21 protein-coding genes are annotated in these 24,521 nt (G+C 73.1%); 8 read left to right on the forward strand and 13 right to left on the reverse strand.

What is annotated here, in order from left to right:
- On the reverse strand, positions 1 to 204 hold a 204-nt coding region (locus IEZ12_RS38510; RefSeq protein WP_373295486.1), incomplete at its 3' end, for a metal-dependent transcriptional regulator.
- A 217-nt stretch (positions 205 to 421) separates the two neighbouring features.
- On the opposite strand from IEZ12_RS38510, the gene IEZ12_RS16900 reads away from it, so the two are divergent.
- The 3 genes from IEZ12_RS16900 to IEZ12_RS16910 all read left to right on the forward strand — a co-directional run bounded on the left by IEZ12_RS16900 (position 422) and on the right by IEZ12_RS16910 (position 3,148).
- Positions 422 to 1,171 carry a sugar isomerase domain-containing protein gene (locus IEZ12_RS16900; protein ID WP_189272754.1) on the forward strand — a complete coding sequence of 250 codons (750 nt, stop codon included), beginning with the start codon at positions 422 to 424 and terminating at the stop codon, positions 1,169 to 1,171.
- A gap of 130 nt (positions 1,172 to 1,301) precedes the next feature.
- Positions 1,302 to 2,264, forward strand: a complete 963-nt coding sequence (locus IEZ12_RS16905; protein WP_189272755.1) for a DUF4231 domain-containing protein — start codon at positions 1,302 to 1,304, stop codon at positions 2,262 to 2,264.
- A gap of 14 nt (positions 2,265 to 2,278) precedes the next feature.
- Positions 2,279 to 3,148, forward strand: coding sequence for an alpha/beta fold hydrolase (locus IEZ12_RS16910; RefSeq protein WP_229847608.1), 870 nt, complete (start codon positions 2,279 to 2,281; stop codon positions 3,146 to 3,148).
- Between the two features lie 105 nt (positions 3,149 to 3,253).
- Here IEZ12_RS16910 and fxsT read toward each other — a convergent pair whose 3' ends face one another.
- The 6 genes from fxsT to pdxH form a co-directional block, all read right to left on the reverse strand.
- Positions 3,254 to 7,255: an FxSxx-COOH system tetratricopeptide repeat protein gene (gene fxsT / locus IEZ12_RS16915; RefSeq protein WP_229847609.1), complete on the reverse strand. Its 4,002-nt coding sequence runs from the start codon at positions 7,253 to 7,255 to the stop codon at positions 3,254 to 3,256.
- Positions 7,256 to 7,373: 118 nt separating this feature from the next.
- Positions 7,374 to 8,624, reverse strand: coding sequence for a TIR-like protein FxsC (locus IEZ12_RS16920; protein ID WP_157815652.1), 1,251 nt, complete (start codon positions 8,622 to 8,624; stop codon positions 7,374 to 7,376).
- A 101-nt stretch (positions 8,625 to 8,725) separates the two neighbouring features.
- Entirely contained in the window at positions 8,726 to 9,517 is a 792-nt protein-coding gene (locus IEZ12_RS16925) for an AAC(3) family N-acetyltransferase (RefSeq protein ID WP_189272756.1), read from the reverse strand.
- A gap of 123 nt (positions 9,518 to 9,640) precedes the next feature.
- Positions 9,641 to 12,040 carry an FxsB family cyclophane-forming radical SAM/SPASM peptide maturase gene (locus tag IEZ12_RS16930; RefSeq protein WP_268250256.1) on the reverse strand — a complete coding sequence of 800 codons (2,400 nt, stop codon included), beginning with the start codon at positions 12,038 to 12,040 and terminating at the stop codon, positions 9,641 to 9,643.
- Between the two features lie 44 nt (positions 12,041 to 12,084).
- Positions 12,085 to 12,255: an FxSxx-COOH-like cyclophane-containing RiPP peptide gene (locus IEZ12_RS16935; protein ID WP_157815653.1), complete on the reverse strand. Its 171-nt coding sequence runs from the start codon at positions 12,253 to 12,255 to the stop codon at positions 12,085 to 12,087.
- Positions 12,256 to 12,440: 185 nt separating this feature from the next.
- Complete coding sequence (gene pdxH, locus IEZ12_RS16940) at positions 12,441 to 13,064, reverse strand: pyridoxamine 5'-phosphate oxidase (RefSeq protein ID WP_043916717.1); 624 nt, start codon at positions 13,062 to 13,064, stop codon at positions 12,441 to 12,443.
- Positions 13,065 to 13,467: 403 nt separating this feature from the next.
- Between pdxH and IEZ12_RS16945 the strand changes: the two genes are divergently transcribed.
- Together IEZ12_RS16945 and serC are read left to right on the forward strand one after the other, a co-directional pair.
- Positions 13,468 to 14,568, forward strand: a complete 1,101-nt coding sequence (locus IEZ12_RS16945) for a citrate synthase 2 (RefSeq protein WP_189272757.1) — start codon at positions 13,468 to 13,470, stop codon at positions 14,566 to 14,568.
- Between the two features lie 181 nt (positions 14,569 to 14,749).
- Positions 14,750 to 15,874: a phosphoserine transaminase gene (gene serC / locus IEZ12_RS16950; RefSeq protein ID WP_189272758.1), complete on the forward strand. Its 1,125-nt coding sequence runs from the start codon at positions 14,750 to 14,752 to the stop codon at positions 15,872 to 15,874.
- Positions 15,875 to 15,990: 116 nt separating this feature from the next.
- Here serC and IEZ12_RS16955 read toward each other — a convergent pair whose 3' ends face one another.
- Together IEZ12_RS16955 and IEZ12_RS16960 are read right to left on the reverse strand one after the other, a co-directional pair.
- Positions 15,991 to 16,983 (reverse strand): aldo/keto reductase, encoded by a 993-nt coding sequence (locus IEZ12_RS16955; protein ID WP_189272759.1) that lies wholly within the window; start codon positions 16,981 to 16,983, stop codon positions 15,991 to 15,993.
- A gap of 208 nt (positions 16,984 to 17,191) precedes the next feature.
- Positions 17,192 to 18,037: an AraC family transcriptional regulator gene (locus IEZ12_RS16960; RefSeq protein ID WP_189272760.1), complete on the reverse strand. Its 846-nt coding sequence runs from the start codon at positions 18,035 to 18,037 to the stop codon at positions 17,192 to 17,194.
- Positions 18,038 to 18,131: 94 nt separating this feature from the next.
- Here IEZ12_RS16960 and IEZ12_RS16965 point away from each other — a divergent pair, with 94 nt between their 5' ends.
- Positions 18,132 to 19,901, forward strand: a complete 1,770-nt coding sequence (locus tag IEZ12_RS16965; protein WP_189272761.1) for a glycoside hydrolase family 35 protein — start codon at positions 18,132 to 18,134, stop codon at positions 19,899 to 19,901.
- A 69-nt stretch (positions 19,902 to 19,970) separates the two neighbouring features.
- Here the strand turns inward: IEZ12_RS16965 and thpR are convergent, their stop codons facing one another.
- Entirely contained in the window at positions 19,971 to 20,624 is a 654-nt protein-coding gene (gene thpR / locus IEZ12_RS16970) for an RNA 2',3'-cyclic phosphodiesterase (RefSeq protein ID WP_189272762.1), read from the reverse strand.
- A 52-nt stretch (positions 20,625 to 20,676) separates the two neighbouring features.
- On the opposite strand from thpR, the gene IEZ12_RS16975 reads away from it, so the two are divergent.
- On the forward strand, positions 20,677 to 21,207 hold the full coding sequence (locus IEZ12_RS16975; RefSeq protein WP_189272763.1) for a GNAT family N-acetyltransferase: 531 nt from the start codon (positions 20,677 to 20,679) through the stop codon (positions 21,205 to 21,207).
- Here the strand turns inward: IEZ12_RS16975 and IEZ12_RS16980 are convergent.
- From IEZ12_RS16980 to IEZ12_RS16990, 3 genes are all read right to left on the reverse strand, one after another.
- Positions 21,204 to 22,766 (reverse strand): MFS transporter, encoded by a 1,563-nt coding sequence (locus IEZ12_RS16980; protein ID WP_189272764.1) that lies wholly within the window; start codon positions 22,764 to 22,766, stop codon positions 21,204 to 21,206. The genes IEZ12_RS16975 and IEZ12_RS16980 overlap by 4 nt on opposite strands.
- A 119-nt stretch (positions 22,767 to 22,885) precedes the next feature.
- Complete coding sequence (locus tag IEZ12_RS16985; protein ID WP_043915634.1) at positions 22,886 to 23,320, reverse strand: MarR family winged helix-turn-helix transcriptional regulator; 435 nt, start codon at positions 23,318 to 23,320, stop codon at positions 22,886 to 22,888.
- A gap of 82 nt (positions 23,321 to 23,402) precedes the next feature.
- Positions 23,403 to 23,948 carry an FHA domain-containing protein gene (locus tag IEZ12_RS16990; protein ID WP_100587542.1) on the reverse strand — a complete coding sequence of 182 codons (546 nt, stop codon included), beginning with the start codon at positions 23,946 to 23,948 and terminating at the stop codon, positions 23,403 to 23,405.
- Positions 23,949 to 24,132: 184 nt separating this feature from the next.
- Between IEZ12_RS16990 and IEZ12_RS16995 the strand changes: the two genes are divergently transcribed.
- Positions 24,133 to 24,521, forward strand: a 389-nt coding sequence (locus IEZ12_RS16995) for a hypothetical protein (RefSeq protein WP_229847610.1), incomplete at its 3' end; no start/stop codon positions are given.

The raw sequence follows: 24,521 nt of genomic DNA on the forward strand, positions 1-24,521 counted from the left end.
GCCGTCCTCGGTGAGTTCGAGGTGCCGGTCCTCGGCGACCTGGAGCAGGCCGTCGCGCTCCATCCGGCCCACCGTCTGGCTCACTGTCGGGCCGGACTGCTCCAGCCGCTCGGCGATCCGGGCGCGCATCGGGGTGATGCCTTCTTCCTCCAGCTCCAGGATGGTGCGGAGGTACATCTCAGTGGTGTCGATAAGCCCTGACATCGCCCCTGGCTCCGTTCTTCGGTGTCCTCACCGCCAATTCTGACGTACGGAGATGACAACCAGGTGCGCTGCGTCGTTGTGCCCGGGCCGCCGCGGGCCGTCGGACGCCCCGCGCGACGGTTGACAGCCGGGCGCGGCAGGGGCCACCGTGCACGCCGTAGCCTTCCCCCACCGCGGCCCGGGCCACCGGACCGCCCCCGCTCGGACGGAGCACGAGATGACCGAACTGGTCGGCCGGTACCTGGACGCCGCTGTGGCCCACCTGGAGCGGCTCCGCGCCGAGGAGGTCGGGAACATCGACGCCGCGGCCGAGCTGCTGGCCGACGCGGTCGAGCACGGCCGGCGGATCTTCGCGTTCGGCGCCGGGCACTCCTCACTGGCCGCCCAGGACGTGGTCTACCGGGCCGGCGGCCTGGTGGTGATGAACCTGCTCAACGTCCCCGGAATGACCGGCGTGAACGTGATGCCCGCACACCTGGGCAGTGCGCTGGAGCGGGTCTCGGGGCTGGCCACCACCACCCTCGACCTGACGCCCGCGCGCAGCGGCGACCTGCTGTTCCTGATCTCGCTGTCCGGCCGCCAGGTGATGCCGGTCGAACTCGCCCGGCACGCCCGCGACCGCGGCCTGAAGGTGATCGGTGTGACCTCGCTGGCGTATCCGGCCGCGGTGAGCTCCAACCACCCGTCCGGCACCTACCTCAAGGACAACTGCGACGTCGTCCTGGACAGCAAGATCGCCCCCGGCGACGGCGAGCTGGACCACCCCGGCGCGGGCGCCCCGTTCGGACCGGTCTCCACCATCGTGACCAGCGCGCTGATGCAGTCCGTGATGGCGTCCGCCACCGCCAAGCTCGCCGACCGCGGCATCACCCCGCCGCTGTTCCGCTCCGGCAACGTGGACGGCGGCACCGAGTGGAACAACAAGGTGATCGCCGACAACGCGGACCGCATCTTCTACGCCTGGTGACCGCCCGCCGACCGCTCCGCGCCCCCGGCGCAACCCCGCCCATTCGGCCAACTCCGGTGCCGGTCGCGTAAGTTCGACCGGCACTGGGAAGGACTCCCGAGACCGGTGAGACGGCGCTGCGGGGGCGGGAATGGCAACTGGAGCGGGGCGTTCGATCGGTTTCGTACGGGAGCAGGACCTGCTGCCGCGGCTGTTCTGGGCCGCCGACGGCGCGTCCCTGCAGGGCCAGGCCCGGGCGGTGGCGCTGTCCCGGTGGGAGCTGCTGCTGCTGGTCGGCGCGGCCTTCGCGGGCTCCGCCGACGGCCCGCTGTGGGCCTGGCTCGCCGCCGCCGCCTACCTCGGCGCGCTGCTCATCGCCGTCACCGTCGCCTGGCAGAACCCGCAGCGGCTCTGGTACGACGGCCGGGCGGTCGCCGAGTCCGTCAAGACCCTGGTGTGGAAGTACGCGGTGCGCGCCGACTCCTACCAGCCGCCGCCCCGCAAACTCCCCGACGCCGAACGCCTGTACGACATCCAACTCGCCAACATCCTCGGCGAGTTCGACACCGACCGGGTCACCCCGGGAGTCGCCGAGGAGCTCCGCACCTGGCGCGCCCCGGCCCGGCACCCGCAGATCACCGAGACCATGGAACGGCTGCGCGACCAGCCGCTGCCGGTCCGCCGCGAGATCTACCTGCGCGAGCGGGTGCACAGCCAGCGCGAGTGGTACCAGGCCAAGGCCATCCAGTGCCGCAACGCCACCCGCCGGGTCGGCCGGCTCGCCATCGTGCTGCCCGCCGCCGGCCTGCTGCTCGCCGTACTGCGCGCACTCGGCCAGTTCAGCTTCGACGCGCTCGGCGCGATCTCCGCCGTCGCCGCCTCCATCTCGGCCTGGGCCCAGCTCCGCCAGTACCGCCCGCAGGCCGCCGCCTACACCCTCGCTGCCGCCGAACTCTCCAAGGTCGAAGCCCAGTTGGCGGCCGTCGACCTGTCCGCCCCGGACGCCGAGGAGAACTGGGCGCGACTCGCCCGGGACGCCGAGGACGCCATCTCCCGGGAGCACACCACCTGGCAGGCGCGCCGCGAGGTGCGCAGCCTGGACATTCCCAGCTGACCTGGAGGCACCGCGTGGCCACCCGAAGGATCGACACACCGGACGGGGGCGTCCTCGCGGTGGAGACGTCCGGAGACCCCTCCGGCAGGCCGGTGTTCCTGCTCCACGGCACCCCCGGCAGCCGGGTCGGCCCCGCCCCGCGCAGCGCCGTCCTGGCCCGGATGCGGGTCCGGCTGATCTCCTTCGACCGCCCCGGCTACGGCGACTCCACCCGGCTGCCCGGCCGCCGGGTCCGCAACGCCGCCGACGACGTCGCCACCATCGCCGACGCCCTCGGCCTCGACCGCTTCGCCGTGGTCGGCCGCTCCGGCGGCGGCCCGCACGCGCTCGCCTGCGCCGCGCTGCTCCCCGACCGGGTGGTCCGGGCCGCCACCCAGGTCTGCCTCGCCCCGCGCGACGCGGACGGCCTGGACTGGTTCGCCGGCATGACCCCCTCCAACGAACGCGCCTTCCGCCAGGCCGAGTTGGGCCAACCCCGGATCGCCGGCCCGTTCCAGGTCCGCTCCCAGGTGATCCGCCGCGACCCCGCCCAGCTCATCCGCAACCTGGTCCCCGAACTCACCCCGCCGGACCGCACCGTGGTCGCCGACATCGGCATCCGCCGGATGCTCCAGTCCACCTACCGCCAGGCCTTCCGCTACGGCGCCGACGGCTGGATCGACGACGTCCTCGCCTTCATCGCCGACTGGGGCTTCGCCGTCGACGCCATCCGCATCCCGGTCCGCATCTGGCACGGCGCGGACGACAAGTTCTCCCCCGTCGGCCACTCCGCCTGGCTCGCCGACCACATCCCCGCCGCCCAGCTCTACCTGGAGCCCGGCGCCGCGCACTTCGGGTCCCTGAAGGAGATGACGGACGCGATCCGCTGGGCCGCGAGCAGCTGAACAGAGATGCACTGACAGGGGCGCGGGGAACTGTGAGGGTGCGAAACCGGGAGCGCTGGGGGTACCCCCAGCGCCCCTGTTTTCGCGCCCCTCGGCTTGCGCAGCCTAGAGCGGCTGCGGCTCCAGATCCCGGTTGCTGCGCTGCCAGCTGCGGGCCGCGACGACCGACGGGTGCTCCTCGCCGAAGAGTTCGACGAGTGCGGCCACCGCCTGCATCCGCAGGCTCTCCGCCTCGCTGCGGCGGCCGGCCGCGCGGAGGGTGACGGCGAGGTTGGCCTGGCAGACCAGGGTGTCGGGGTGGGTGGCCCCGTACCTCGCGGCGAGGCCGTCGTACGCGCTGCGGCCGAGCGTCTCGGCCTCGTCGAGCTGCCGGTTCTCGGCGAGCGCGTTGGCGAGGTTGATGACGGCGTTGAGGGTGAAGGGATGGTCGGCGCCGAGGACCCGGGTGAGTCCGTCGACGGCCGAGCGGCCGTGCTGGACGGCGCCGTCGGTGTCGCCGGAGCCGCGCAGGTAGATGCCGAGGTTGTTCTCGCAGGCGAAGGTGAAGGGGTGTTCGTCGCCGAGCAGCCGCCGGTGGCCCTCGTAGGCGTCGGTGGCGATGTCGCGGGCGGTCTCCTTGTCGCCGGCGGCGCTGAAGTCCGCGGCGAGGTTGAGCCGGCAGGCCAGTGCGTCGGGGAACTCGGGGCCGTACAGGTCGACGTAGCGTTCGTAGGTGCGTTCGGTGAGTTCGCGGGCCTCGGCGTACTGTCCGGCGCGGCGCAGCGAGACGGCGAGCGACTTCGCGTTGCGCAGTTCCTCGGGCAGGCCGGAGGCGTCGACCGCGGCGAAGGTCTCGGTGACTTCGCGGAGCAGTTCCGCGGAGCCCTTGTAGTCGCCCATTTCGCGCAGGTCGCGGGCCAGGTTGGACTTGGAGCTGAGGGTGTAGGGGTGGCGGGCGCCGAGGACGGCGGAGCGGCGTTCGACGGTGTCCTGGTCGAGGTCGCGGGCGGCGACGCTGTTGCCGACCAGGCGGTGGTCGATGGCGAGGTTGTTGGCGACCGACAGGGTGCGCGGGTCGTCCTCGCCGAAGAGTTCGATGAACTGGTTGAAGGTGTCCTGGTCCAGGGTGAGGGCTTCCTGGAAGCGGTTGAGGTAGCGCAGGTCGGCGGCCATCGAGTTGGCGGTCATCAGGGCGTACGGGTGGTGGTCGCCGAGGAGTTCGCGCTGACCGTCCAGGGTCTCCTGGTTGAGCGCCAGGGAGTCGTTGTAGAAGCCCTGGGAGCGCAGCACGTTGGCGACCTGGAAGCGCAGGCTGTAGATCTGGCGCCGCCACAGGCGCTGCTCGCCGGGGTCGGTCTCGGCTTCGGCCCGGCCGGTCCAGCTGGCGTCGAGCTGGCGGCCGAGTTGCAGGGCCTGGTCGAGGTCGACGCGCTTCCACAGGTAGCGGACGCGGTCGATGAGCATCTCGCGGACGTCCTTCTCGTCGCAGTCCTGGGCCCGGGAGGGCGTGAGGTGCGGCCAGATGGCTTCCAGGGTGGGCCAGTTGGCGGGGTCGTCGGTGTCGCCGCGGGACGGGCGGGCGTTGACCAGGATGCGGTGCACCTGGTGCATGGCGGTGTTGCGCTCGCTGTCGCTCATGCCGCTGCGGACGACGGCCTGGACCAGCCGGTGGACCTGGAAGGAGTCGGAGCCGGCGTCGGTCTTGGCGAGGGCGTAGCGGCTGACGGCGCGCAGCACCTTGCCGAGCAGGAAGGTGTCGGTGAGTTCCTCGTCGTAGGGGTAGAGCGCGAGGCGCATCTGCTCGGAGAAGAAGAACTGCTTGAGCGAGATCGGCTCGGGGGCGAAGAACGCGCAGAGTTCCAGCAGCCGGACGGCGGCGGGGGACTGTTCGCGGAGCCGGGTGATGGAGACGTTCCAGGTGAGGCCGACGGGGGTGGGGTAGTCGACGGGGGTCTCGCCGGCGGCGAGCACCTTGGTGGCCTCGGCCTTGAGCTGGCTGACGTAGGTGTCGACGGGGGTGCGGGTGGTCTCCAGCCAGGCGGCGGCGACCTCGACGGCGAGCGGCAGGTCGCCGACGGCGTCGGCGACCCGGTCGGCGTCGGCGCGGACCAGGCCGCGGACCCGGCGGGTGAGGTGGTCGACGGACTCGGTGCGGTCGAAGACGTCGACGTTGAGCACGCCGGCCTGCCCGGACCAGCCCTGGTTGCGGGAGGTGACCAGGATGTGGCCGGGGCCGTCGGGGAAGAACCGGCGGATCTCGCCGGGCTCGTCGGCGTTGTCGAAGATCAGCAGCCAGTTGGGCGTGGGCAGGCCCTGGCGGAGCGCGTCGCGGGCGGACTGGGCGGCCTCGTTGACGTTCTCGCCGACCCGCAGGCCGAGCCGTCCGGCGAGTTCGGCGAGGCCGACCGCGACGTTCTCGCTCTGCTCCGCGTCGATCCACCACACCAGGTCGTAGTGCGACATGTAGCGGTGCGCGTACTCCAGCGCGACCTGGGTCTTGCCGACGCCGCCGAGGCCGTACAGGGTCTGCGGCGGCGGCAGCACGGCGGTGGTGCCGCCGGCGAGTTGGGCGCGCAGGTCGTCGAGGACCTTGACCCGGCCGGTGAACGAGTGGTTGCGCTGCGGGACTTCCCAGTAGGTGGGCTTGGTGCCGGGGAAGCGCGGCGCGCCGGGGGTGCGGTCGGGCAGTTCGGTCTCGGTGCGGCCGAGGGCGCGCAGCAGGACGGTGGCGGCGGCCTGTTCGTCGCGGCCGATCAGGTCGACCGGGTTGCGGCTGTTGTAGGGCGCGTTGAGGCGCACGTCGGAGACCCGGACGGGGATGAGCTGGCGGCGGGCGCCGGCCGGGTCGGCGAGCACGGTGCGGTCCCACAGCGCCTGGGCCTGCGGGGACTGCAGGTAGGCGGCGGACAGCAGGGCGACGGTCCGGTACGCGGAGTCGATGCCGCGGCCGGTGGCCTCGCGCGGGTTGGCGCCGGCCCCGAGGTCGCGCGGCACGACGCGGTAGCCGGCGTCGGCGAGCAGCGCGGAGATCCAGTCCGCCCAGGCGCGGTCCTCGGGCACGTAGCTGAGGTACAGGTCGGCGGGGGCGGTGGGACGGCGGCGGGCGAAGCCGTCGAGGTGACGCAGTCTCAGGTCCTCGGGCATCGGCGGGAGTCCGGCGACCCGGCCCTGGGTGATCTCCCGGGTGAGGCGTTCGTTGGCGGCGAGCATGGAGCCGGGCAGGCCGGGCTGGTCGCCGAACGGCGCGAGGATCTCCTCGTACGCGTAGAACGGCCGGTAGGGGATCTCCACACCGGCCCAGTAGCGGGCCAGGTCGGGTTCGCCGAAGCCGGCGGGCAGGCCGCCGAACTTGATCCGGGCGAGCGCCCGGCCGGCGTCGGCCTTCTCCTTCTCGCCCTCGTCGATGCGCATCGGGACGGGCAGGATGCGGATGTCGCGGTCGCCGTAGCGGTCCTCGATGACCCGGGCGATCCGGGAGGCGCCGTCGATGGACTGGTCGCTGAGGGTGAAGCAGACCACCAGGTCGTCGGGCATCTCGACGGTACAGATGTCGGCGGTGTCGGTGAGCCCGGTGCGGCTGTCGATCAGCACGTAGTCGTAGCGGCGCTTCATGTCGGCGCGCAGCGACTGGATGAAGCGGCGGCCCTGGTAGCGCTCGTAGAGCAGGTCCCAGTCGAGGCGGGCGACGGAGTAGTCGCGGTTCTGCTGGCCGGCGGGGACGAGGTCGATGCGGCCGCCGCCGGGGAAGTGCGGCCAGGCGAGGGAGAGCGCGTGCGGGTGGATCCGGGCGAAGTCCTCGATCCAGTCGGGGTCGCGGTCGACCGGGCGGCGGGCCTCTTCGAGGTAGTCGGCGAACAGGTCCATGATGCCGGTGGTCGCGCCGACGATCTCGGGGTTGAGGAACGGCCGGAAGAACTGGCTCAGGCCGGGGGCCTCCAGGTCCCAGTCGACGACCAGCACCCGGTAGCCGTTGGCGGCCATGATCCAGGCGGTGTTGGCCAGCGCCATGGTGCGGCCGGTGCCGCCCTTGTACGAGTAGAAGGTGACGATCCGTCCGTGGCGGTTCTCCACGGTGGTGTCGCGACGGCGCGCCTGGATCTGCGGGCCCTTCGCCGGCCTCTCGGTCATGACGTTCCCTCCCCCGGGCCCTTGGTGCCCGTCGTGTTCCCGCACGCCGTGCCGCCGGACGGAGTCCCGACCGTCCGGCGTCCTGCTGTCCGCCCGCTCCCGTTCCCGGGGCGCGGGTCTAGGGTCCGATGCTGGGTCTGCGGTCCGTGGGCCCGTCGTCGGGGCGGTCGCGGTGGTGCTGTTCGTGGGCCGTGCAGGCCCGCATGACGGCGCGTTCCATCTCGCCGCGGAACTCCTCCAGGCTGCCGGGGGCGCCGGCCGCGGCGTCGTCGCGCAGGCTGGGTTTCTGCAGGGCGCCGCGGCTGACGGCGAGCACGCTGTCGCCGAGCTCGTTGAGCATCCGTTCGTGGTCGCGGCTCTGCTGGTCCTCACGGTTCCAGGGTTCGATGATGGCCACCGAGCCGAGGTTGCGCCGGTCGAGCCGGCGCACCGCCTCGACCCGCCGCGCGTCCAGGAACGCCCACCGGTCGACCAGCAGTACGCACGGCGCGGACGGGCGTTCGCCGGTCAGCAGGTGCTCCGCCTCCTCCTCGAACTCCCGTACGGTGGGCTGGAATCCCATGTTCCGGGCGACGTCGGCGGCGTCCTGGGCGAGCGGCCGGCTGGAGTCCGGCCGGAACGGCTGCCAGTCGGTGCGCTGCTCGCCGTACCAGGCGCCGCTGCGCTGCGGCGGCAGTTCCGGCTGGCTGTAGGAGAACACCGAGATCCGCACCTTGTCGGCGACGTCCGGCGGGTCGAACGCGGACGGCTGGGACTCGAAGTCGAAGACCTGTCCGGCCGGGATGACGGTCTGTTCGGCGACATCGACGATCCGCTGGGCGAGCCGCCACACCGCCGTGTGGTACTGCGAGCTGAACGTGGTGATCTTCATCAGCGCGTACAGGCCCTCGGCCGCGTAGTCGTCGCCGAAACTGTCGTGGTTGAACTGCAGTTCACCGGCCACCCGGGGCAGCGGGTAGTGGTCCATCGGCACCCACAGCGCCGGCACTATGCCGGTCATCCGCTCGGCCGTGGGGCGCCGCTGGTAGACCGAGCGCCGGGTGAACAGGTGCCACTCCCGGCCGCACGCCTCCGACTTGAAGTACCGCGGCGAGTACAGCGGAACGAACACCCGACAGCTCGCGAGCTCCCTCGACAGCCGCTCGGCCCACTTCTGGCCCTGGTGCATGGAGCGGTCCATGAACCCGATCGGATGCCCGGCGGGCAGGTCGGTGATCTGGAGTATCGCCTCGCACAGGTCCTGGTAGAGCTTCGCCACCCAGAGGTTCGGGTCCGCCGCACCCCGGGAGTTCACTCTCGGGGTGTGGGCGTAGCTGAGGAAGAAGTACGGCCTCGGCGCTTCCTTCCCCCGGACCGCTGGGCTGTTCACACGCGCCTCCCCCGAGCCCGCCTGTCACCTGTTCCCGAAAGGGACTCAAGTGTAGGAACGGCTGCCGCCGGAATGGAATAGGGCCTTGATCCGATGCTCCGTCAACTCTGCCCGCTCCTGAACCACTTGTCCGCCAGATCGACCGCTTCGCGGATCTGCATCAGGTAGCAGTGCGCGTCGCCGAGCGGCCCGGACTCCAGCGCGTCGCCGAGCCCGCCGGCCAGCACCTCGCCCATCGCCGGGAAGTGCTCGTCCTGCAGCCGGACGCCGGTGAAGCTCCGCCAGCGCCGCGCACCGCCCGGGGTGCGCACCACGCACCGGTACTGCTGCGCCTGCCGGTCCGGCTGCCAGTACTCCAGCAGGTGGAGCGGGGTGCAGCACCACACCGGGACACCGATCATCAGGCACCGCGCACCGCTCCGGTAGAGCCGCCCGGCGGGCGACTCCTCGCCGAGGTGGCTGCGCAGCAGGTGGCGCTCCGTCACCTGCCGGGCCTGCGGACCGATCGCGGTGAAGGAGGTCTGCGGGTGGCGGCTGCGCAGCGCCCCGGGCAGCAGCCGGACCTCCTCGGCGAGGCGCCCCATGGTGGGTGAGGCGGGGGTGGCGGCGGCGTCCCAGGCGGGCATGGCGGCATGGTATTTCCGCAGCTCGGCGGGGGTGAGGCCGGCGATCGCGGCCCGATAGTAGGAGGAGGTGCGGGAATTCTCGGGTGTAGCGGTGTACACGACCAGCGTGCCGTCCGCCCCGAGCGCCTCCCGGAGCGCCCGTACCACCCCGGATGCGCCCTCCGCGACCGGGCCGATCGCCCGCAGCGAGGCCTGGACCAGCAGCGTCTCCCCGGGTCGGACGCCGATCTTGTCGAGGTGCGTGACGAGCTCCGCAACGGAGTACATGAGGCCTCCCACAGCCACGGGTCGGAGCCGCCGACCCCCGACCGGGCGGCCGAACACACCGGATCCCTACCCGGCGTCCCGCCGGTCTCCCGACGTCAGGGGCGAATTCGGGCCACCTGCCGGTCAGTTGCCGCCGACGGCGGCCGCGCGGGCCTGCCACTGGGCGAGGTTCTCGGCCGCCGACTCACGGGCCGCGGTCTCGGCGGCCGCGCCGACCGGGACGGTGAGCCAGGGCTCGACGGCGGTGCGCATCCCGTCGGTGAAACGGGTGCCGAGGGGGGTGAGGGCGCCGGAGTCGGCGAGGGTGACGATCGAGGCGACGGTGTGGGCCCGCCAGGTCGCCAACTGGACCCGGGCGTGCTGGGCGGGGCCGTTGCGCAGCCCGTCGTAGGCGCGGACCCGGGTGGCCCAGAACTCGGTCACCGCGAGGTGCGCGTAGGTGCCCTGGAACAGGCCCTCCAGCGGACGCGGGTCGGGCCGCCACGGGGCGTGGAACAGGCGCGGGTCGGCGCGGTCGTACAGGTCGTGGAAGTCCAGCACCGCGCCCAGCTTGACGTGCTGGAACTCGTGCGCGATCAGCAGCGCGAGAGTGGGCGCGGTGGCGGGCCGGGCGATGCCGACCGCGCCGAAGGCCTGCCGGGCGGCGGCGGACACGTCGCGGCCGGCCGGGCCGCGCCGCAGCGGGGTGAGGGTGGACAGGCCGGCCCGGATGCCGGGCGCGTAGCCGGGCAGGTCGCGGCCGATCAGCTCCCAGGCCTCGCGCAGCGCCCCGGCCCAGGCCAGGTACTCGGCGTCCGCGAGCCGCTCCTCGACCGGCCACTGGTGGCTGTCCCGCTGCGGGTCGGTGTCCTCCAGCGCGGGCGTCCAGCCGCCGGCCAGGGCGGTGCGTCGCACCGGCTGCCAGTGCGCGTCGGCGGGAGTGTCCGGGCCGATCCGGCGGCCGCCGACGGTGAAGCCGTCGGCGTCGCCGGTCAGCACGGTCTCGCCCGCGCCGCCGACCAGCACCCGCCCGAGAGTGGGCAGGTGGACGGCGCCGCCGCGCACCGGCACCGGCAGCTCGAAGGCCCGCCGGGCGCGCACCGCGGCGGCGGCCGCCACCTCGGCCATCCCGCCGAGGTCCCCGCCGCCCTCGCCCTGCAGGCAGCGCACCGCCCAGGCCCGGGTGTACGGGTGGGCGAGCACCGCCTCCAGCGCGGGGGCGTCGTCGGCGTCCAGCGAAGTGACCAGCCCCCAGGCCGGGGAGGCGGCCCCCACGGCCGCCACCAGCCTTCGGGTGAGGCCCAGTTGGGCCCGGGCCAGGGTGCGGACGGTGTCGGCGCCGCCGTACCCGGCGGCGAGCTCGTCGAGCTGACGGTCGGTCAGCGCGGTGCCGGGCGCGTCCTGGGCGGGGACGACGGGGGCGGGGGCCATCCGGTCGCGGATGGTGGTGATCAGTCGCATCAGGTCACCGCAGTAGACGGAGGGATTGCGGAAGCCGGAGCCGTCGCCCCGGTAGCGGTGGGCGTACAGGCCGCCGCCGCACGAGCGGACCACGGGGCAGCCGCGGCACTGCTCGGCGAGCCCGGCCAGCCCGGACTGTCGCTCGACCATGCCGGGGTGCTCGGCGACCTGGTCGAGGGTGTGCTCGAACACCGTGAACCCGGTCTCCGGGGCCCCGTCGTAGGCCGTCTTCAGGCTGTCGGCCTGCTCGAAGGAGCCATCGGTCTCCACCACCACCAGGTCGGCGGGGTCGAGGCCGAGCGACTCGGTGAGGCTGGAGCGGCCGCGCAGCGTGCGGTGCACCGAGTCGAAGGTCCGCACCGGGACCGGCCGGCCGAGTTCCTCCCAGCGGCGGTAGACCGCCAGCAGCCAGTCGGCGTACGGGGTTCCGCCGAGGCCTGCGGGCCGTTTCGGCGGCTGCTCCCAGGTGGCGTGCGGGAGCAGGAAGTCCACCCGGGGCGGTTCCAGGGCGACCAGCGCGTCCAGCACCGCGACGGGGTCGTTCTCCACGTCGATGGTGCACAGCAGCCCGGCGTACAGGTGCCGGTAGGCGGGTCGGCGCAGCAGCTCGACGGCGGCGAGCACCTTGGCGTGGCTGCTGCGGCCGTCGGCGAACCGGCGGTGCCGGTCGTTGGCGGCCTTGTCGCCGTCCAGCGAGATGCCGACCTTGATGCCGTGGGCGGCGAACAGGTCGAGGAAGCGCGGGGAGAGCAGCACGCCGTTGGTGTGGATGCGCAGGTCGAGGGCGCAGTCGGCGGGCAGGGCGGCGCGCAGCAGTTCGGCGGCGCGGCCGAGCAGGGCGGGCCCGGCGAGCAGCGGTTCGCCGCCGTGCAGCACCACGTGGACGGCGGGGAGCCGGTGGGCGAGGGCATGTTCGGCGATCCGTTCGGCGGTGCGGGCGAGCACCGCCTCGCCACTGGCGCGGGCCTTGCCGCGCCAACTGGTGTCGGCGTGTTCGTACACGTAGCAGTGGTCGCAGGCAAGATCGCACCGGGCGTGCATCTTGATCACGAACTGCGAGAACGGCACCAGTGGGCGCGGCACGGGAATCGGAGGTGACGTCGCGTCGAATGCGCTCGGTCGTCCGGTCAGATGGAGGAGTTGAAGGCGGCGACGGCCACCAGGCCGGACTCACCGCCCGGGAGGGCTCGCGAGAGCTCGGCGACGAGCTCTTCGGTACCGAGGGAGGCCAGAGCTGCCAGAGAAGGAGCGGACTCCTCGACGCGCGCGCTGTCGGCGGGCTTGGTGGCGGCGACCATGATGACTCGTTTCTGCGCCTGTCGGCGCGAGACAGGCCTCGGCGTCCTGTGCCGAGAATTTCACCCGACTTGACCTTAGCGCCGGTACCCAGGTTTCAGTGGTCCAAACCACCAACTTTTTAGCCCGTCGGAGGGGCAGGTTGCTCCAGCTGGTTGACGTACCGGGCAACGAACTTGACATTCCGTCAGGGGCAGAGCCGCTCCACCCGCCACCCGTCGCCCTCGGCGACGAAGCGCAGCCGGTCGTGCAGCCGGTTCTCCCGGCCCTGCCAGAACTCGACGGTGCGCGGGACGACCCGGTAGCCGCCCCAGAACGGCGGCACCGGCACCCCTTCGCCCTCCGGGTAGCGGGCGGCCAGGTCCGCGTAGCGCTGCTCCAGCACCGCGCGGTCGGCCACCGGGCTGGACTGCTCGCTGGCCCACGCGCCGAGCTGGGAGCCGTGCGGGCGGGTGCGGAAGTAGGCGGCGGTCTCGTCCCGGCCGACCTTCTCCACCCGGCCGCCGATCACCACCTGGCGGGCCAGACCGATCCACGGGAACAGCAGCGAGGCGTTCGGGTTGGCGGCCAGGTCGGTGCCCTTGCGGGAGCCGTAGTTGGTGAAGAACACGAAGCCCCGCGGGTCGTAGCCCTTGAGCAGCACGGTGCGCGAGGACGGCAGGCCCTCGGCGTCGGCGGTGGAGACCACCATCGCGTTGGGCTCGACCACGCCCGCCTCGACGGCCTCGTGGAACCACCGGGCGAACTGCCGGAACGGGTCTCCGGCCAACTGGTCCTCGGCCAGGCCCTCGTGCTGGTAATGCCGGCGCATCACGGTCAGGTCCGGCACCGGCCGCTCCTCGGCCGGCGTGGACAGGGCGCTGGGGTGACTGTGGCGTTCCGCGGTAGGCACGCCAACATCATCCCGTACGACAAGCGCCGAGCGCCGCTGCGTCCGCGCAAACACCCGGCGATAGGGTGGCCCGCCACCGCAACCCGACCCCCTGCCCGGGGAATCGTCCGGTTTCCACCGGAGCGCCCCGGAAGATCCGCCGACGATGCCGGAGTCGACAGGGGTTCGAGCGGCCCATGGGGGAAACATCACCGTCGTGGTGTATGGCGCAATGCACTCCGTGCCTGCCACTCTGACACCGAGTGCCAACCACCATCGGTCACCGGCGTGCCGTCCCACCACGGCCGCACGCCGCGTCGGATCACTGAAGGAGCCGTTCTACATGTCGGACTTCGTACCCGGCCTTGAAGGTGTCGTCGCCTTCGAGAGCGAGATCGCCGAACCCGACCGCGAGGGCGGCGCGCTGCGCTACCGCGGGGTGGACATCGAGGACCTGGTCGGTCAGGTCTCCTTCGGCCACGTCTGGGGTCTGCTGGTCGACGGCCGGTTCGCTCCCGGCCTGCCCGCCGCCGAGCCGTTCCCGATCCCGGTCCACTCCGGCGACATCCGGGTCGACGTGCAGTCCGCGCTCGCCATGCTCGCCCCGGTGTGGGGCCTCAAGCCGCTGCTGGACATCTCCGCCGAGCAGGCCCGCGACGACCTCGCCCGGGCCGCCGTGATGGCGCTGTCCTACGTCGCCCAGTCCGCTCGCGGCCAGGGCCTGCCGATGGTCCCGCAGCGCGAGATCGACAAGGCCGGGACCATCGTCGAGCGGTTCATGATCCGCTGGCGCGGCGAGCCGGACCCGAAGCACGTCAAGGCCGTCGACGCCTACTGGACGTCCGCCGCCGAGCACGGCATGAACGCCTCCACCTTCACCGCCCGGGTGATCGCCTCCACCGGCGCCGACGTCGCCGCCGCGCTGTCCGGCGCGGTCGGCGCGATGTCCGGCCCGCTGCACGGCGGCGCCCCGTCCCGGGTGCTCGGCATGATCGAGGAGATCGAGCGCACCGGCGACGCGGCCGGCTACGTGAAGAAGGCCCTCGACAAGGGCGAGCGCCTGATGGGCTTCGGCCACCGCGTCTACCGCGCCGAGGACCCGCGCGCCCGCGTGCTGCGCCGCACGGCCAAGGAGCTCGGCGCGCCGCGCTACGAGATCGCCGAGGCGCTGGAGAAGGCCGCGCTGGAGGAGCTGCACAACCGCCGCCCCGACCGCGTGCTGGCCACCAACGTCGAGTTCTGGGCCGCCATCATGCTGGACTTCGCCGAGGTCCCCGCGCACATGTTCACCTCGATGTTCACCTGCGCCCGCACCGCCGGCTGGTCGGCGCACATCCTGGAGCAGAAGCGCACCGGCCGACTGGTCCGCCCGGCCGCCCGCTACATCGGCCCCGGCGCCCGCAAGCCGCAGGAGATCGAGGGCTGGGACCAGATCGGCCGCTGACACCCGATCGAATGAACAACTGACGAACCGTCAGCATCCTTGACGCCCCCACCGGGCGCGCGCACCGCCTCTGACCAGGGCAAGCGCGCGCCCCGGTGAGTGCTGTCCGGTGCCGGGAAGATCACGTCTCAGCGGCCGGACGGGCTTACAGCCGGGCAATTCGGAGCGATAGGCTGCGGGCGTGGCTCAGATTCAGATCCCCGCCGACAATCTGCCCAACGACGGCCGCTTCGGCTGCGGCCCCTCCAAGGTGCGCCCCGAGGCCCTGAGTGCCCTCGCCGCCACCGGATCCTCCCTGCTGGGCACCTCCCACCGTCAGGCCCCGGTCAAGAACGTCGTCAAGCGCGTCCGTGAGGGCGTCGCCGAGCTGTTCTCGCTGCCCGAGGGCTACCAGGTGGTGCTCGGCAACGGCGGCTCCACCGCGTTCTGGGACATCGCCGCGTTCGGGCTGGTGCGCGAGAAGTCGCAGCACCTGAACTTCGGTGAGTTCTCCTCCAAGTTCGCCTCCTCCGTGAAGGCCGCCCCGTGGCTGGCCGAACCGACCGTCATCAAGACCGAGCCGGGCACCCACCCGCTGCCGGTCGCCGAGGCGGGGGTGGACGTCTACGCGCTCACCCACAACGAGACCTCCACCGGTGTGGCGATGCCGATCCGCCGCCCCGAGGGCGCGGACGCCGGCTCGCTGGTGCTGGTCGACGCCACCTCCGGCGCCGGCGGCCTGCCCGTCGACATCCGCGAGACGGACGTCTACTACTTCGCCCCGCAGAAGTCCTTCGCCTCCGAGGGCGGCCTGTGGCTGGCCACCTTCTCCCCGGCCGCGCTGGAGCGCGCCGCGGAGATCGCCGGCTCCGGCCGGTACATCCCGCCGTTCTTCGACCTGCCGACCGCGATCGACAACTCCTCGAAGGACCAGACGTACAACACCCCGGCCATCTCCACCCTCTTCCTGCTGGCCGACCAGCTGGAGTGGATGAACGGCCAGGGCGGCCTGGACTGGGCGGTGTCCCGCACCGCCGAGTCCTCCTCGATCCTGTACGCGTGGGCCGAGAAGTCCTCGTACGCGCAGCCCTTCGTCGCCAAGCCGGAGGAGCGCTCGCAGGTCGTCGGCACCATCGACTTCGACGAGTCGGTGGACGCCGCCGCGGTCGCCAAGGCACTGCGTGCCAACGGCATCGTGGACACCGAGCCGTACCGCAAGCTCGGCCGCAACCAGCTGCGCATCGCGATGTTCCCGGCGATCGACCCGGCGGACGTCGAGAAGCTCACCGGCGCGATCGACTACGTGGTCGAGCACCTGAACGACTGACGCCCCCGTCGCCCCTCGAAGGCCCCGGTCCGCGGACCGGGGCCTTCGCTCATGCCGCGTTCGGGCCGAACCGGCCGAGGAAGCGGCCGGTGACCCGACCGGGCCTGACGCGCCGCCTACCAGGCGTAGGCCTCCGGCGCGGGGCCGCCGCCGTTCGGGCCGGGCGGCGGGAACAGCCGGTCCAGCTCGGCCAGCAGTGCCGCGTCCAGCTCCAGGTCGAGGGCGGGCAGGGAGCCGTCCAGTTGGGCCGCCGTACGCGGTCCGATGATCGGGCCGGTGACGCCCTCCTGGGCGAGCAGCCAGGCCAGGCCCACGTGCGCCGGGTCGGCCCCGGCCGCGACGCACAGCTTCTCGTACGCCTCGATGGTCGCGCCGTGCTCGGCCAGTGCCGCCGCCGAGTGCCCGCTGCCGCAGCGCGCCGCCGTCCCCTCGCGCCGCTTGCGCAGCACCCCGCCGAGCAGTCCGCTGTTCAGCGGGCCCCACGGGATCACGCCGATGCCGTAGTGCCGGGCGGCGGGCAGCACCTCCAGCTCCGCCCAGCGGGTCATCAGGTTGTACCGGGACTGCTCGGCGACCAGCCCGAGGAAGTGCCGCTCGCGGGCCGCCTCCTGGGCCTGCGCGAGGTGCCGGCCGGCGAAGTTCGACGAGCCGAAGTACAGCACCTTGCCCTGCTGCCGCAGGACGCCGAACGCCTCCCAGATCTCGTCCCACGGCGTGTGCCGGTCGATGTGGTGCATCTGGTACAGGTCGATGCGGTCGGTGCCGAGCCGGCGCAGCGAGTCCTCGCAGGCCCGCCGGATGTGCAGCGCGCTCAGCCCGCCCTCGTTCGGGCGGCCGCCGGTCGGGATGTACGCCTTGGTGGCCGGCACCGTCCGCTCGCGGCGCTCCGGCGAGCCGGCGAACCAGCGGCCGATGATCTCCTCGGTCGAGGTCTCCCCCGGCCGGGTGCCGTAGACGTTCGCGGTGTCGAAGAAGTCGATGCCGTGCTCGTGCGCCCGCGCCATGATCGCGTGGCTGTCCTGCTCGGAGGTCTCGGTGCCGAAGTTCATCGTGCCGAGCACCAGCCGGGACACCCTCAGCCCACTGCGGCCGAGCCGGGTGTACTCCATGGAAGTCCGCCCACTGCGTCGCGGCGGGCCCCACGGTCGGGCCCGCGTCGCGCCCCACCCTACGGATCGGCCGCCCGCGAACCGGGCGGGGCCTACTTCTGCACGAGGGCGCTGATGATCACCACGGCGAGCAGCAGGACGAACGCGCCGGTCACGATCCGCATACGGGTCTTCGGGTCCACGCTTCGAGACTAGTCGGTCGCCCGGCCTACCCCTGCCCCGGCCCCTGTCCGGCGGGCAGGGCATCGCCCCGGTACTCGCGCTGCCGGAAGACCGTCGGGGCGACGCCGACCCGGCGGGTGAACAGCCGGGTGAAGTACGCCGGGTCCTGGTAGCCGACCCGGCGGGCCACCGCGGAGACCGGCAGTTCGCTGGCCGCCAGCAGGTGCTTGGCCTCGTTCAGGCGGGCGGTGAGCAGGTACTCCTTCGGGCTGGTCGCGCCCTGGGCGCGCACCGCGCGACGCAGTTCCTCCACGCCCATGCCGACCCGCCGGGCGTGCTCGGCCACCGACAGCGGCAGGCAGGCGTCCCGGCGCAGCACCTCCATCACCGGCGCGCCCTCCGGGCCCAGGTCGGCCCGGTGCCGGTGCAGCTCCACCAGCAGCTCGTGGACCGCCGCGGACGCCTCCGCCCCCGCCGTCGGCCCGCCCCGGCGGCAGACCGCGGCGATCCGGGCGATCACCCGCTGCGCGGCCTCCGCGGAGTCCAGCGGCACCACCTCGGCCTCCGGCAGCAGCCCCAGCTCGGCGTACCCGGCGGTGCCCGCGCCGGTGAAGTCCACGAAGGACTCCGCCCAGCCGTCCCCGTCCGGCCCGTAGTGGTGCGGCACCCCCGGCCGCAGCCACAGCACCGCGGGCGCCGCCACCGGCAGCCGTCGGCCGCCCGGCAACGCGTACCAGCCGCGCCCCGAGCCGACCACCACCGCCACCCAGTGGTCCAGCACCCGCGGCCCGACCACCGGGAGCCGTCCGCGCTGCAGGCCCACCCCCAGGCACGCCAGGCCGGTGCCCAGCTGCGCCGGCCCGGGCGTCAGGTAGTGCCACCAGCGCTCCATCGTCCTCCGTCCTCGGGTTCCTTCGCGGACAAGTCCAACACGCCGTCCCGCTTTGTCCATGGTCCGGGCCGGTGCCTTCTTGCAGGCTGGGGGCATGCTCACCTACGACTCGACCGGCTTCCGCCTCGACGGCCGCCCGCTGCGCATCCTCTCCGGCGCGATGCACTACTTCCGCACCCGCCCCGAGCAGTGGCCCGCCCGCCTCGCCGCGCTGCGCGCGATGGGGCTGAACACCGTCGAGACGTACGTGCCGTGGAACCTGCACGAGCCCTCCCCCGGCCGCTTCGAGCGCCTCGACGAACTGGGCGCGTTCCTCGACGAGGCGCACCGCCAGGGCCTGTGGACGATCGTCCGGCCCGGCCCGTACATCTGCGCCGAGTGGGACAACGGCGGCCTGCCCGGCTGGCTGACCGCCAAGGTCGGCCGCCGGGCCCGCACCAGCGACCCCGAGTACCTGGCCGCCGTCGACGCCTTCTTCGACGTCCTGCTGCCGCAGGTCGTCGACCGCCAGTGGGGACGGCCCGGCGGCACCGTGCTGATGGTCCAGGTCGAGAACGAGTACGGCTCCTTCGGCAGCGACCGGGTCTACCTCGACCACCTGGCCCGCGGCCTGCGCGAGCGCGGCGTCACCGTCCCGCTGTTCACCTCCGACGGCCCCGAGGACCACATGCTCGGCGGCGGCACCGTCCCCGGCATCCTGGCCACCGTCAACTTCGGCTCCGACCCGGAGACCGCGTTCGAGACGCTGCGCCGCCACCGCCCCCAGGACCCGCCGTTCTGCATGGAGTTCTGGAACGGCTGGTTCGACCACTGGGCCAAGCCCCACCACACCCGGGACACCGCCGACGCCGCCGACTCCCTCCGCCGCATCCTCGCCGCCGGCGGCTCCGTCAACCTGTACATGGCCCACGGCGGCACCAACTTCGGCACCACCGCCGGCGCCAACCACGAGGACGCGCCGTTCAACTCCACCGACTGGACGCACTCCCCGTACCAGCCGACCACCACCTCCTACGACTACGACGCCGCCCTCGACGAACGCGGCCTGCCCAGCGCCAAGTTCGACGCGTTCCGGCAGGTCATCGCCGACTTCGCGGCCGAGAACCCCTCGCTGGTGCACTACTTGGACGACCGGGTCGCCGAACTGCCCGCTGCGGCTCCCGTCCTGGGCGGACGTGACGTCGCGCTCACCGAGATCGCCGAGCTGCCGTTCGGGGACGCCGTCGCCTCCCCCGTGCCGCCGCTGTTCGAGGAACTCGGGCTGGAGCAGGGCCTGGTCCGCTACACCACGACCGTGCCCGCCATCAGCGACGCCCAGCCGCTCACCGTCGAAGGCCTGCGCGACCGGGCCGCCCTCAAGGTGGCCGGCAAGCACGCCGCCTCGCTCGAACGCGGCGTCGCCGCGGAGAGCGTCACCGCGACCGGCGGCGACCAGGTCACCCTGCTCGTCGAATCGCTCGGCCGGGTCAACTACGGCCCGCTGGTCGGCGAGACCAAGGGCATCACCGGCGTCCGCCACGAACGCCAGTACCTGCACGGCTGGCACGCGCAGCCGCTCGCCCTCGACCCGCTGCCCCCCACCACCGCCTACGCGGCGGGCGACCCCGGCCCTGAGCTCCTCGCCCGCGGCACCCTCCACCTGGACGCCACCGGCGACACCTTCCTCGCCGTCCCCGACGGCGACCACGGCTACCTGTGGGTCAACGACTTCCTCCTCGGCCGCTACGACCGCCGGGGCCCCCAGGTCACCCTCTACTGCCCGCAGCCGCTCCTCCGCGAGGGCGCCAACACGCTCACCCTGCTGGAACTCGGGCAGGCGGCGCCGTCCCGCGTCGAGCTCCGCGAGGCACCCGACCTGGGGTGACATCAGGTGGGCACGGGGAACTACGCGACAAGCGCAAGGCCTGTCCGCAAGGTCGCGATCACGTGCAGGTCATTGTCCTGCGTCGCGATCTTGCGGCGGGATGCGTTCCCCTTCGCGCAGTTCTCCCCCAGCCCTAGCGGGCCGGGAGGTACCCCCACGCGCCCCCGGTTTGCCACCTCCGCGCCCCTGTTCTCCCATCCGCCAGCTCTCGACCACGGTGTAAAGGGCCGGGCCGAACCCCGTCTCGCTGCGCATCAGGTGGATCCGTCCAGCCTCCCACTCCGTCCCCCGGAAGTGGTTCATCGCGTCGGCCATTTCCCGCATCGCGCTCGCCCCGTAGCGGGCGCGGGCCAGGGTCAGGTGGGGGTGGAAGGGGTGGTCGTCCGTGATGTCGAGTGCGTCGCGGACGGCGTCGGCGAGGCGGCGCAGGGGGGAGGTCCCGCCCTTCACGCCGCACCAGAGGACGCGGTCGCCGAACGTCCCGCCGCCGGCCAGCCGCAGGCGGAGTCTCGGGTGGTCGGCCGCGACGGTCGCCAGCTTCTCGGAGAGCTGCGGGACTTCGTCCGCGGGTACGTCGCCCAGGAAGGCCAGGGTGAGGTGCCACCCCGCCGTCTCGCTCCAGCGCAGGCGGTCCGCTCCGGGAAGTTCTCGCAGCGAAGCCGTCGCGGCAGCGAGTTCCTCGATGGCGCGGGTGGGCGGGTTCACGGCGACGAAGAGCCTCATTCCGCCATCCTGCCCTACCGTCCGACGGCCGCCACCGGATAGAACAGGGGCCATGCGTATCCGCACCGGAGGTCCCGACTCCGCTCCCGCCCTGCTCGCACTCATCGACGGCGCGGTCGCCTGGCTGACCGCGCAGGGCCGTACCGGCCAGTGGGGGTCGGTGCCGTGGTCGCAGCGTCCGGAGTCGGTGGCGCGGGCCGAGCAGGCGTGTCGCGAGCAGTTGGTCCGGGTCGCCGAGCGGGCGGCCGGCGGGGGCGACGCGCTGGGGGTGTGCGTGCTGTCGGAGGAGGCTCCGTCGTACGCCCCGCCGGCGCCGGAGCGGGAGCTGTACGTGCGCTGGCTGGTCACCGACCGGGCGCACAGCGGGTCCGGCATCGGTTCGGCGCTGATCGCGGACGCCCTGCGGGAGGCCCGGGCCCGCGGCATCGAGCTGCTGCGGGTGGACTGCTACGCGGGCGGCGACGGCCGGCTGGTCGAGCAGTACGAGCGGCTGGGGTTCACCCGGTCCGCCACGTTCACCGTCGACCAGCCGGCCGGCCCGTGGCCGGGCCAGGTGCTGGAGCAGCGCGTCCCGCAGGATTAGCAGGCGGTCGCCAGGTCGTCCTTCTGCACCACCGAGAACACCCGGCCGCGGGCCCGCACCGGGTGCAGGTCGAGCCGGAGGCGCAGGCCGCCGATCCGGCCGAGGACCAGGGCGACCACGCCGGCGGCCGCGGCGGAGACCAGGCCGCAGGCGAGCAGGCCGAGGCGGGGGCCGTACTGGGCGGTGATCCAGCCGACCAGCGGGGCGCCGATCGGGGTACCGCCGGTGAAGACCAGGACCAGCAGGCCCATGACGCGGCCGCGCATCTCGGGGTCGGTGCCGAGCTGGAGCGCCGAGTTGACCGAGGTGTTGAAGGTCAGGCCGAAGACGCCGATCAGGGTCAGCAGCAGCGCGAACGTCCAGTAGCCGGGTGCGAACGCGGCCATGATCTCCAGCGCGCCGAAGGCCAGCGCCGCAAGGACCAGGCGGCGCAGCCGGGGTGCGCCGCGCCGTGCTGCGAGCAGCGCGCCGGTGAGCGAGCCGACCGCCATGGCGGTGTTGAGCAGGCCGTACGCGCCCGCGCCGACGTGGAAGGTGTCGTGCGCGAAGCCGGCGAGCAGGGTCGGAAAGTTGAACCCGAAGGTGCCGATGAAGCCGGCCAGCACCATCGGCCAGAGCAGTTCGGGCCGTTCCCGGACGTAGCGCAGGCCCTCGCGGAGCTGTCCGCGTTCGCGGGCGATCCGCTCGACGGGGCGCAGTTCGCTGCTGCGCATGGCGAGCAGGCCGCCGATGACCGCGGCGAAGGACAGTGCGTTGACCGCGAACGCCCAGCCGCTGCCGACCGCGGCGATCAGCGCGCCGGCCACGGCGGGGCCGACCAGTCGGGCGGTCTGGAAGTTGGCGGCGTTCAGACTGACCGCGTTGGCGAGGTCCTTGGCGGGGACCATCTCGCTGACGAAGGCCTGCCGGGTCGGGTTGTCGACGACCGTGACCAGGCCGAGCAGCAGCGCGAACAGGTAGACCACCCCGGCCGTGACGGCGCCGGTGACGGTGAGCAGGGCGAGGCCGGCGGCGAGCAGGCCCATCGCGCCCTGGGTGGCGATCAGCAGGCGGCGCTTGGGCAGCCGGTCGGCGAGGACGCCGCCCCACAGGCCGAGCAGCAGCATGGGCAGGAACTGCATGGCGGTGGTGATGCCGACCGCGAAGGGGCTGCCGGTGAGGCTGAGGACCAGCCAGTCCTGGGCGATGCGCTGCATCCAGGTGCCGGTGTTCGAGACGACCTGACCGGCGAAGTAGTACCGGTAGTTGCGGATGCGCAGGGACGAGAACATCCCTCCCGGGCGGGTGAACCGGCCCGGCGAAGCGGCGGGGGTCTCCGCCGCGGTGCGTTCCTCGGGGTCGTCGTCGCCGCTGCCCGGCAGGCCCGCGGGGGCGGGCGCCTTGCTCTGCGCGGTGGGTGCGCCGGTGGGCGCGGGTTCGGCGGAAGCCGTCTCGTCGGCGAACGGCTCGTCGGTGCGCTGCCCGGTGGGACGGGCGGTGATGCGTCGGGGGTCGGTGCGGAAGTCGGTGCGGATGGTCGCGGTGCGGATCGCGGCGGCGCGGGCGGCCGGCGGTGTCACAGTGGTCTCCCCTCGACGCGCCGCGACCGTTTCGACGGCCGCGGCGCGGTGTGTGGCGCTGGTGGGTGCTGCGGTGATGCGGTTCTCCTTCGTTCGCCCTGAGACGGTGGCCGGTCGGCCTACAGGTGGGCCAGTTTGTAGAGCACGGGCGCGGCGGCTCTCAGCCGCTCCCACTCGTCCTCGTCGAGGCCCTCGGCGAGCTCCGCCAGCCAGGCGTTGCGCCGCCGGCGGGACTCGTTGAGGATCTGCTCGGCCTGTTCGGTGCTGCTGACCACCACCTGTCGGCGGTCCTCCGGGTGCGGCTCGCGCCGTACCAGGCCCTTCTCCTCCAGCATCGCGATGATCCTGGTCATGGAGGGCGGCTGGACGTGCTCCTTGCGCGCCAGCTCGCCGGGCGTCGCCTTGCCGCAACGGGCAAGCGTGCCGAGCACTCCCATCTCGGTGGGGCTCAGCGACTCCTCGACCCTCTGGTGTCGCAACCGTCGGGCCAGGCGCATCGCGGACGACCGCAGCTGGCTGACCGCCACCAGGTCGTCCTCGGACATCTCGGGCATGTCCTTAGCCTACGTCATTACCAAAGCTAAAGAAAATTGATTTCGATCACGCCCGTCCGGGGCGGTCGGACCGTCCCGGCGGTCAGTCCGCGCTGAGTTGGAAGGCCAGCCTGCCGAAGCGCAGGCGGTCGCCGGGGCGGACGACGGTGCTGCCGGCCAGGCGGCGGTCGTTGACGTAGGTGCCGTTGCTGGAGCCGAGGTCGTAGAGCACCCAGTCGCCGCCCTCGAAGCGCAGTTCGGCGTGCCGACGGGAGACGGTCGCGTCGCCGAGGCGCAGGCCGGAGCCGATCATCCGGCCGATCAGCAGCCGGCCGACGGCCGGGGCGGGCAGCTGCAGGCGGGTGAGCTGCTCGGCCTGCCAGGTCTGCCGCAGCCGGACGTTCAGCGCGGAGACCTTGGCGACGCTGCGCAGCAGCAGTCGGGAGACCGGGCCGTAGGTGCGCAGGTCGGCGACCACCTCGGCGAGTTCGGCGCGGCTGCGGGCGGTGAGCACCAGCTCCATCCGGCGGATGAAGGTGTCGTGGGAGAGCCGGCCGCTGCCGACGCCGTCCCGCAGGACCTCCAGCGCGCTGTCCCGCTCGCCCTGCGAGGGGCGGGCCAGTCCGGTGCCGAACTCCTGAGCGCTCATGGCGCGATTGTCGGCCGGGCGGGGCGCGGCTGTCCAGCAGGTGGTGCGCCCCCGATCGTCACAGTCCTCAACTGCGCCCCCACCGGGCCCCTTTCGGCGAATTGACAGTCAACTCGTCCACCCGGCAAGGCCCCTCCTGGCAGGATCCGGCGCAGCACGATCCACCGCACGAGGGAGCACCGCCATGCCCGTGATCGCCGTGACCGGGCACATGGACCTCACCCCGGCCACCGCCCGCGCGGTGCGCGCCGCCCTCGACGCCCTCCTCGCGCCGTACCCGACCGGGGAGTTGACGGGCGTGTCATGCCTCGCGCCGGGCGCCGACAGGCTGTTCGCGGACGCCGTCCTGGCCCGCGGCGCCCGCCTGGTCGCCGTGCTGCCGGGCCCGTCCTACCCCGGCCCGGGGGCCGGGTCCGACTTCGCCCGCCTGCGGGCCGCCGCCGCCCGGGTGCTGGTGCTGCCCGCGGCCGTGCTCGACGACGCCGCCTACGTCGCCGCCAACGTCGAACTGCTGGCGCTGGCGGACGAGTTGGTCGCGGTCTGGGACGGCGGGCCGGGCAACGGCCCGGGCGG

It is taken from the genome of Kitasatospora griseola, from assembly GCF_014648555.1.
Classification (GTDB): domain Bacteria; phylum Actinomycetota; class Actinomycetes; order Streptomycetales; family Streptomycetaceae; genus Kitasatospora; species Kitasatospora griseola.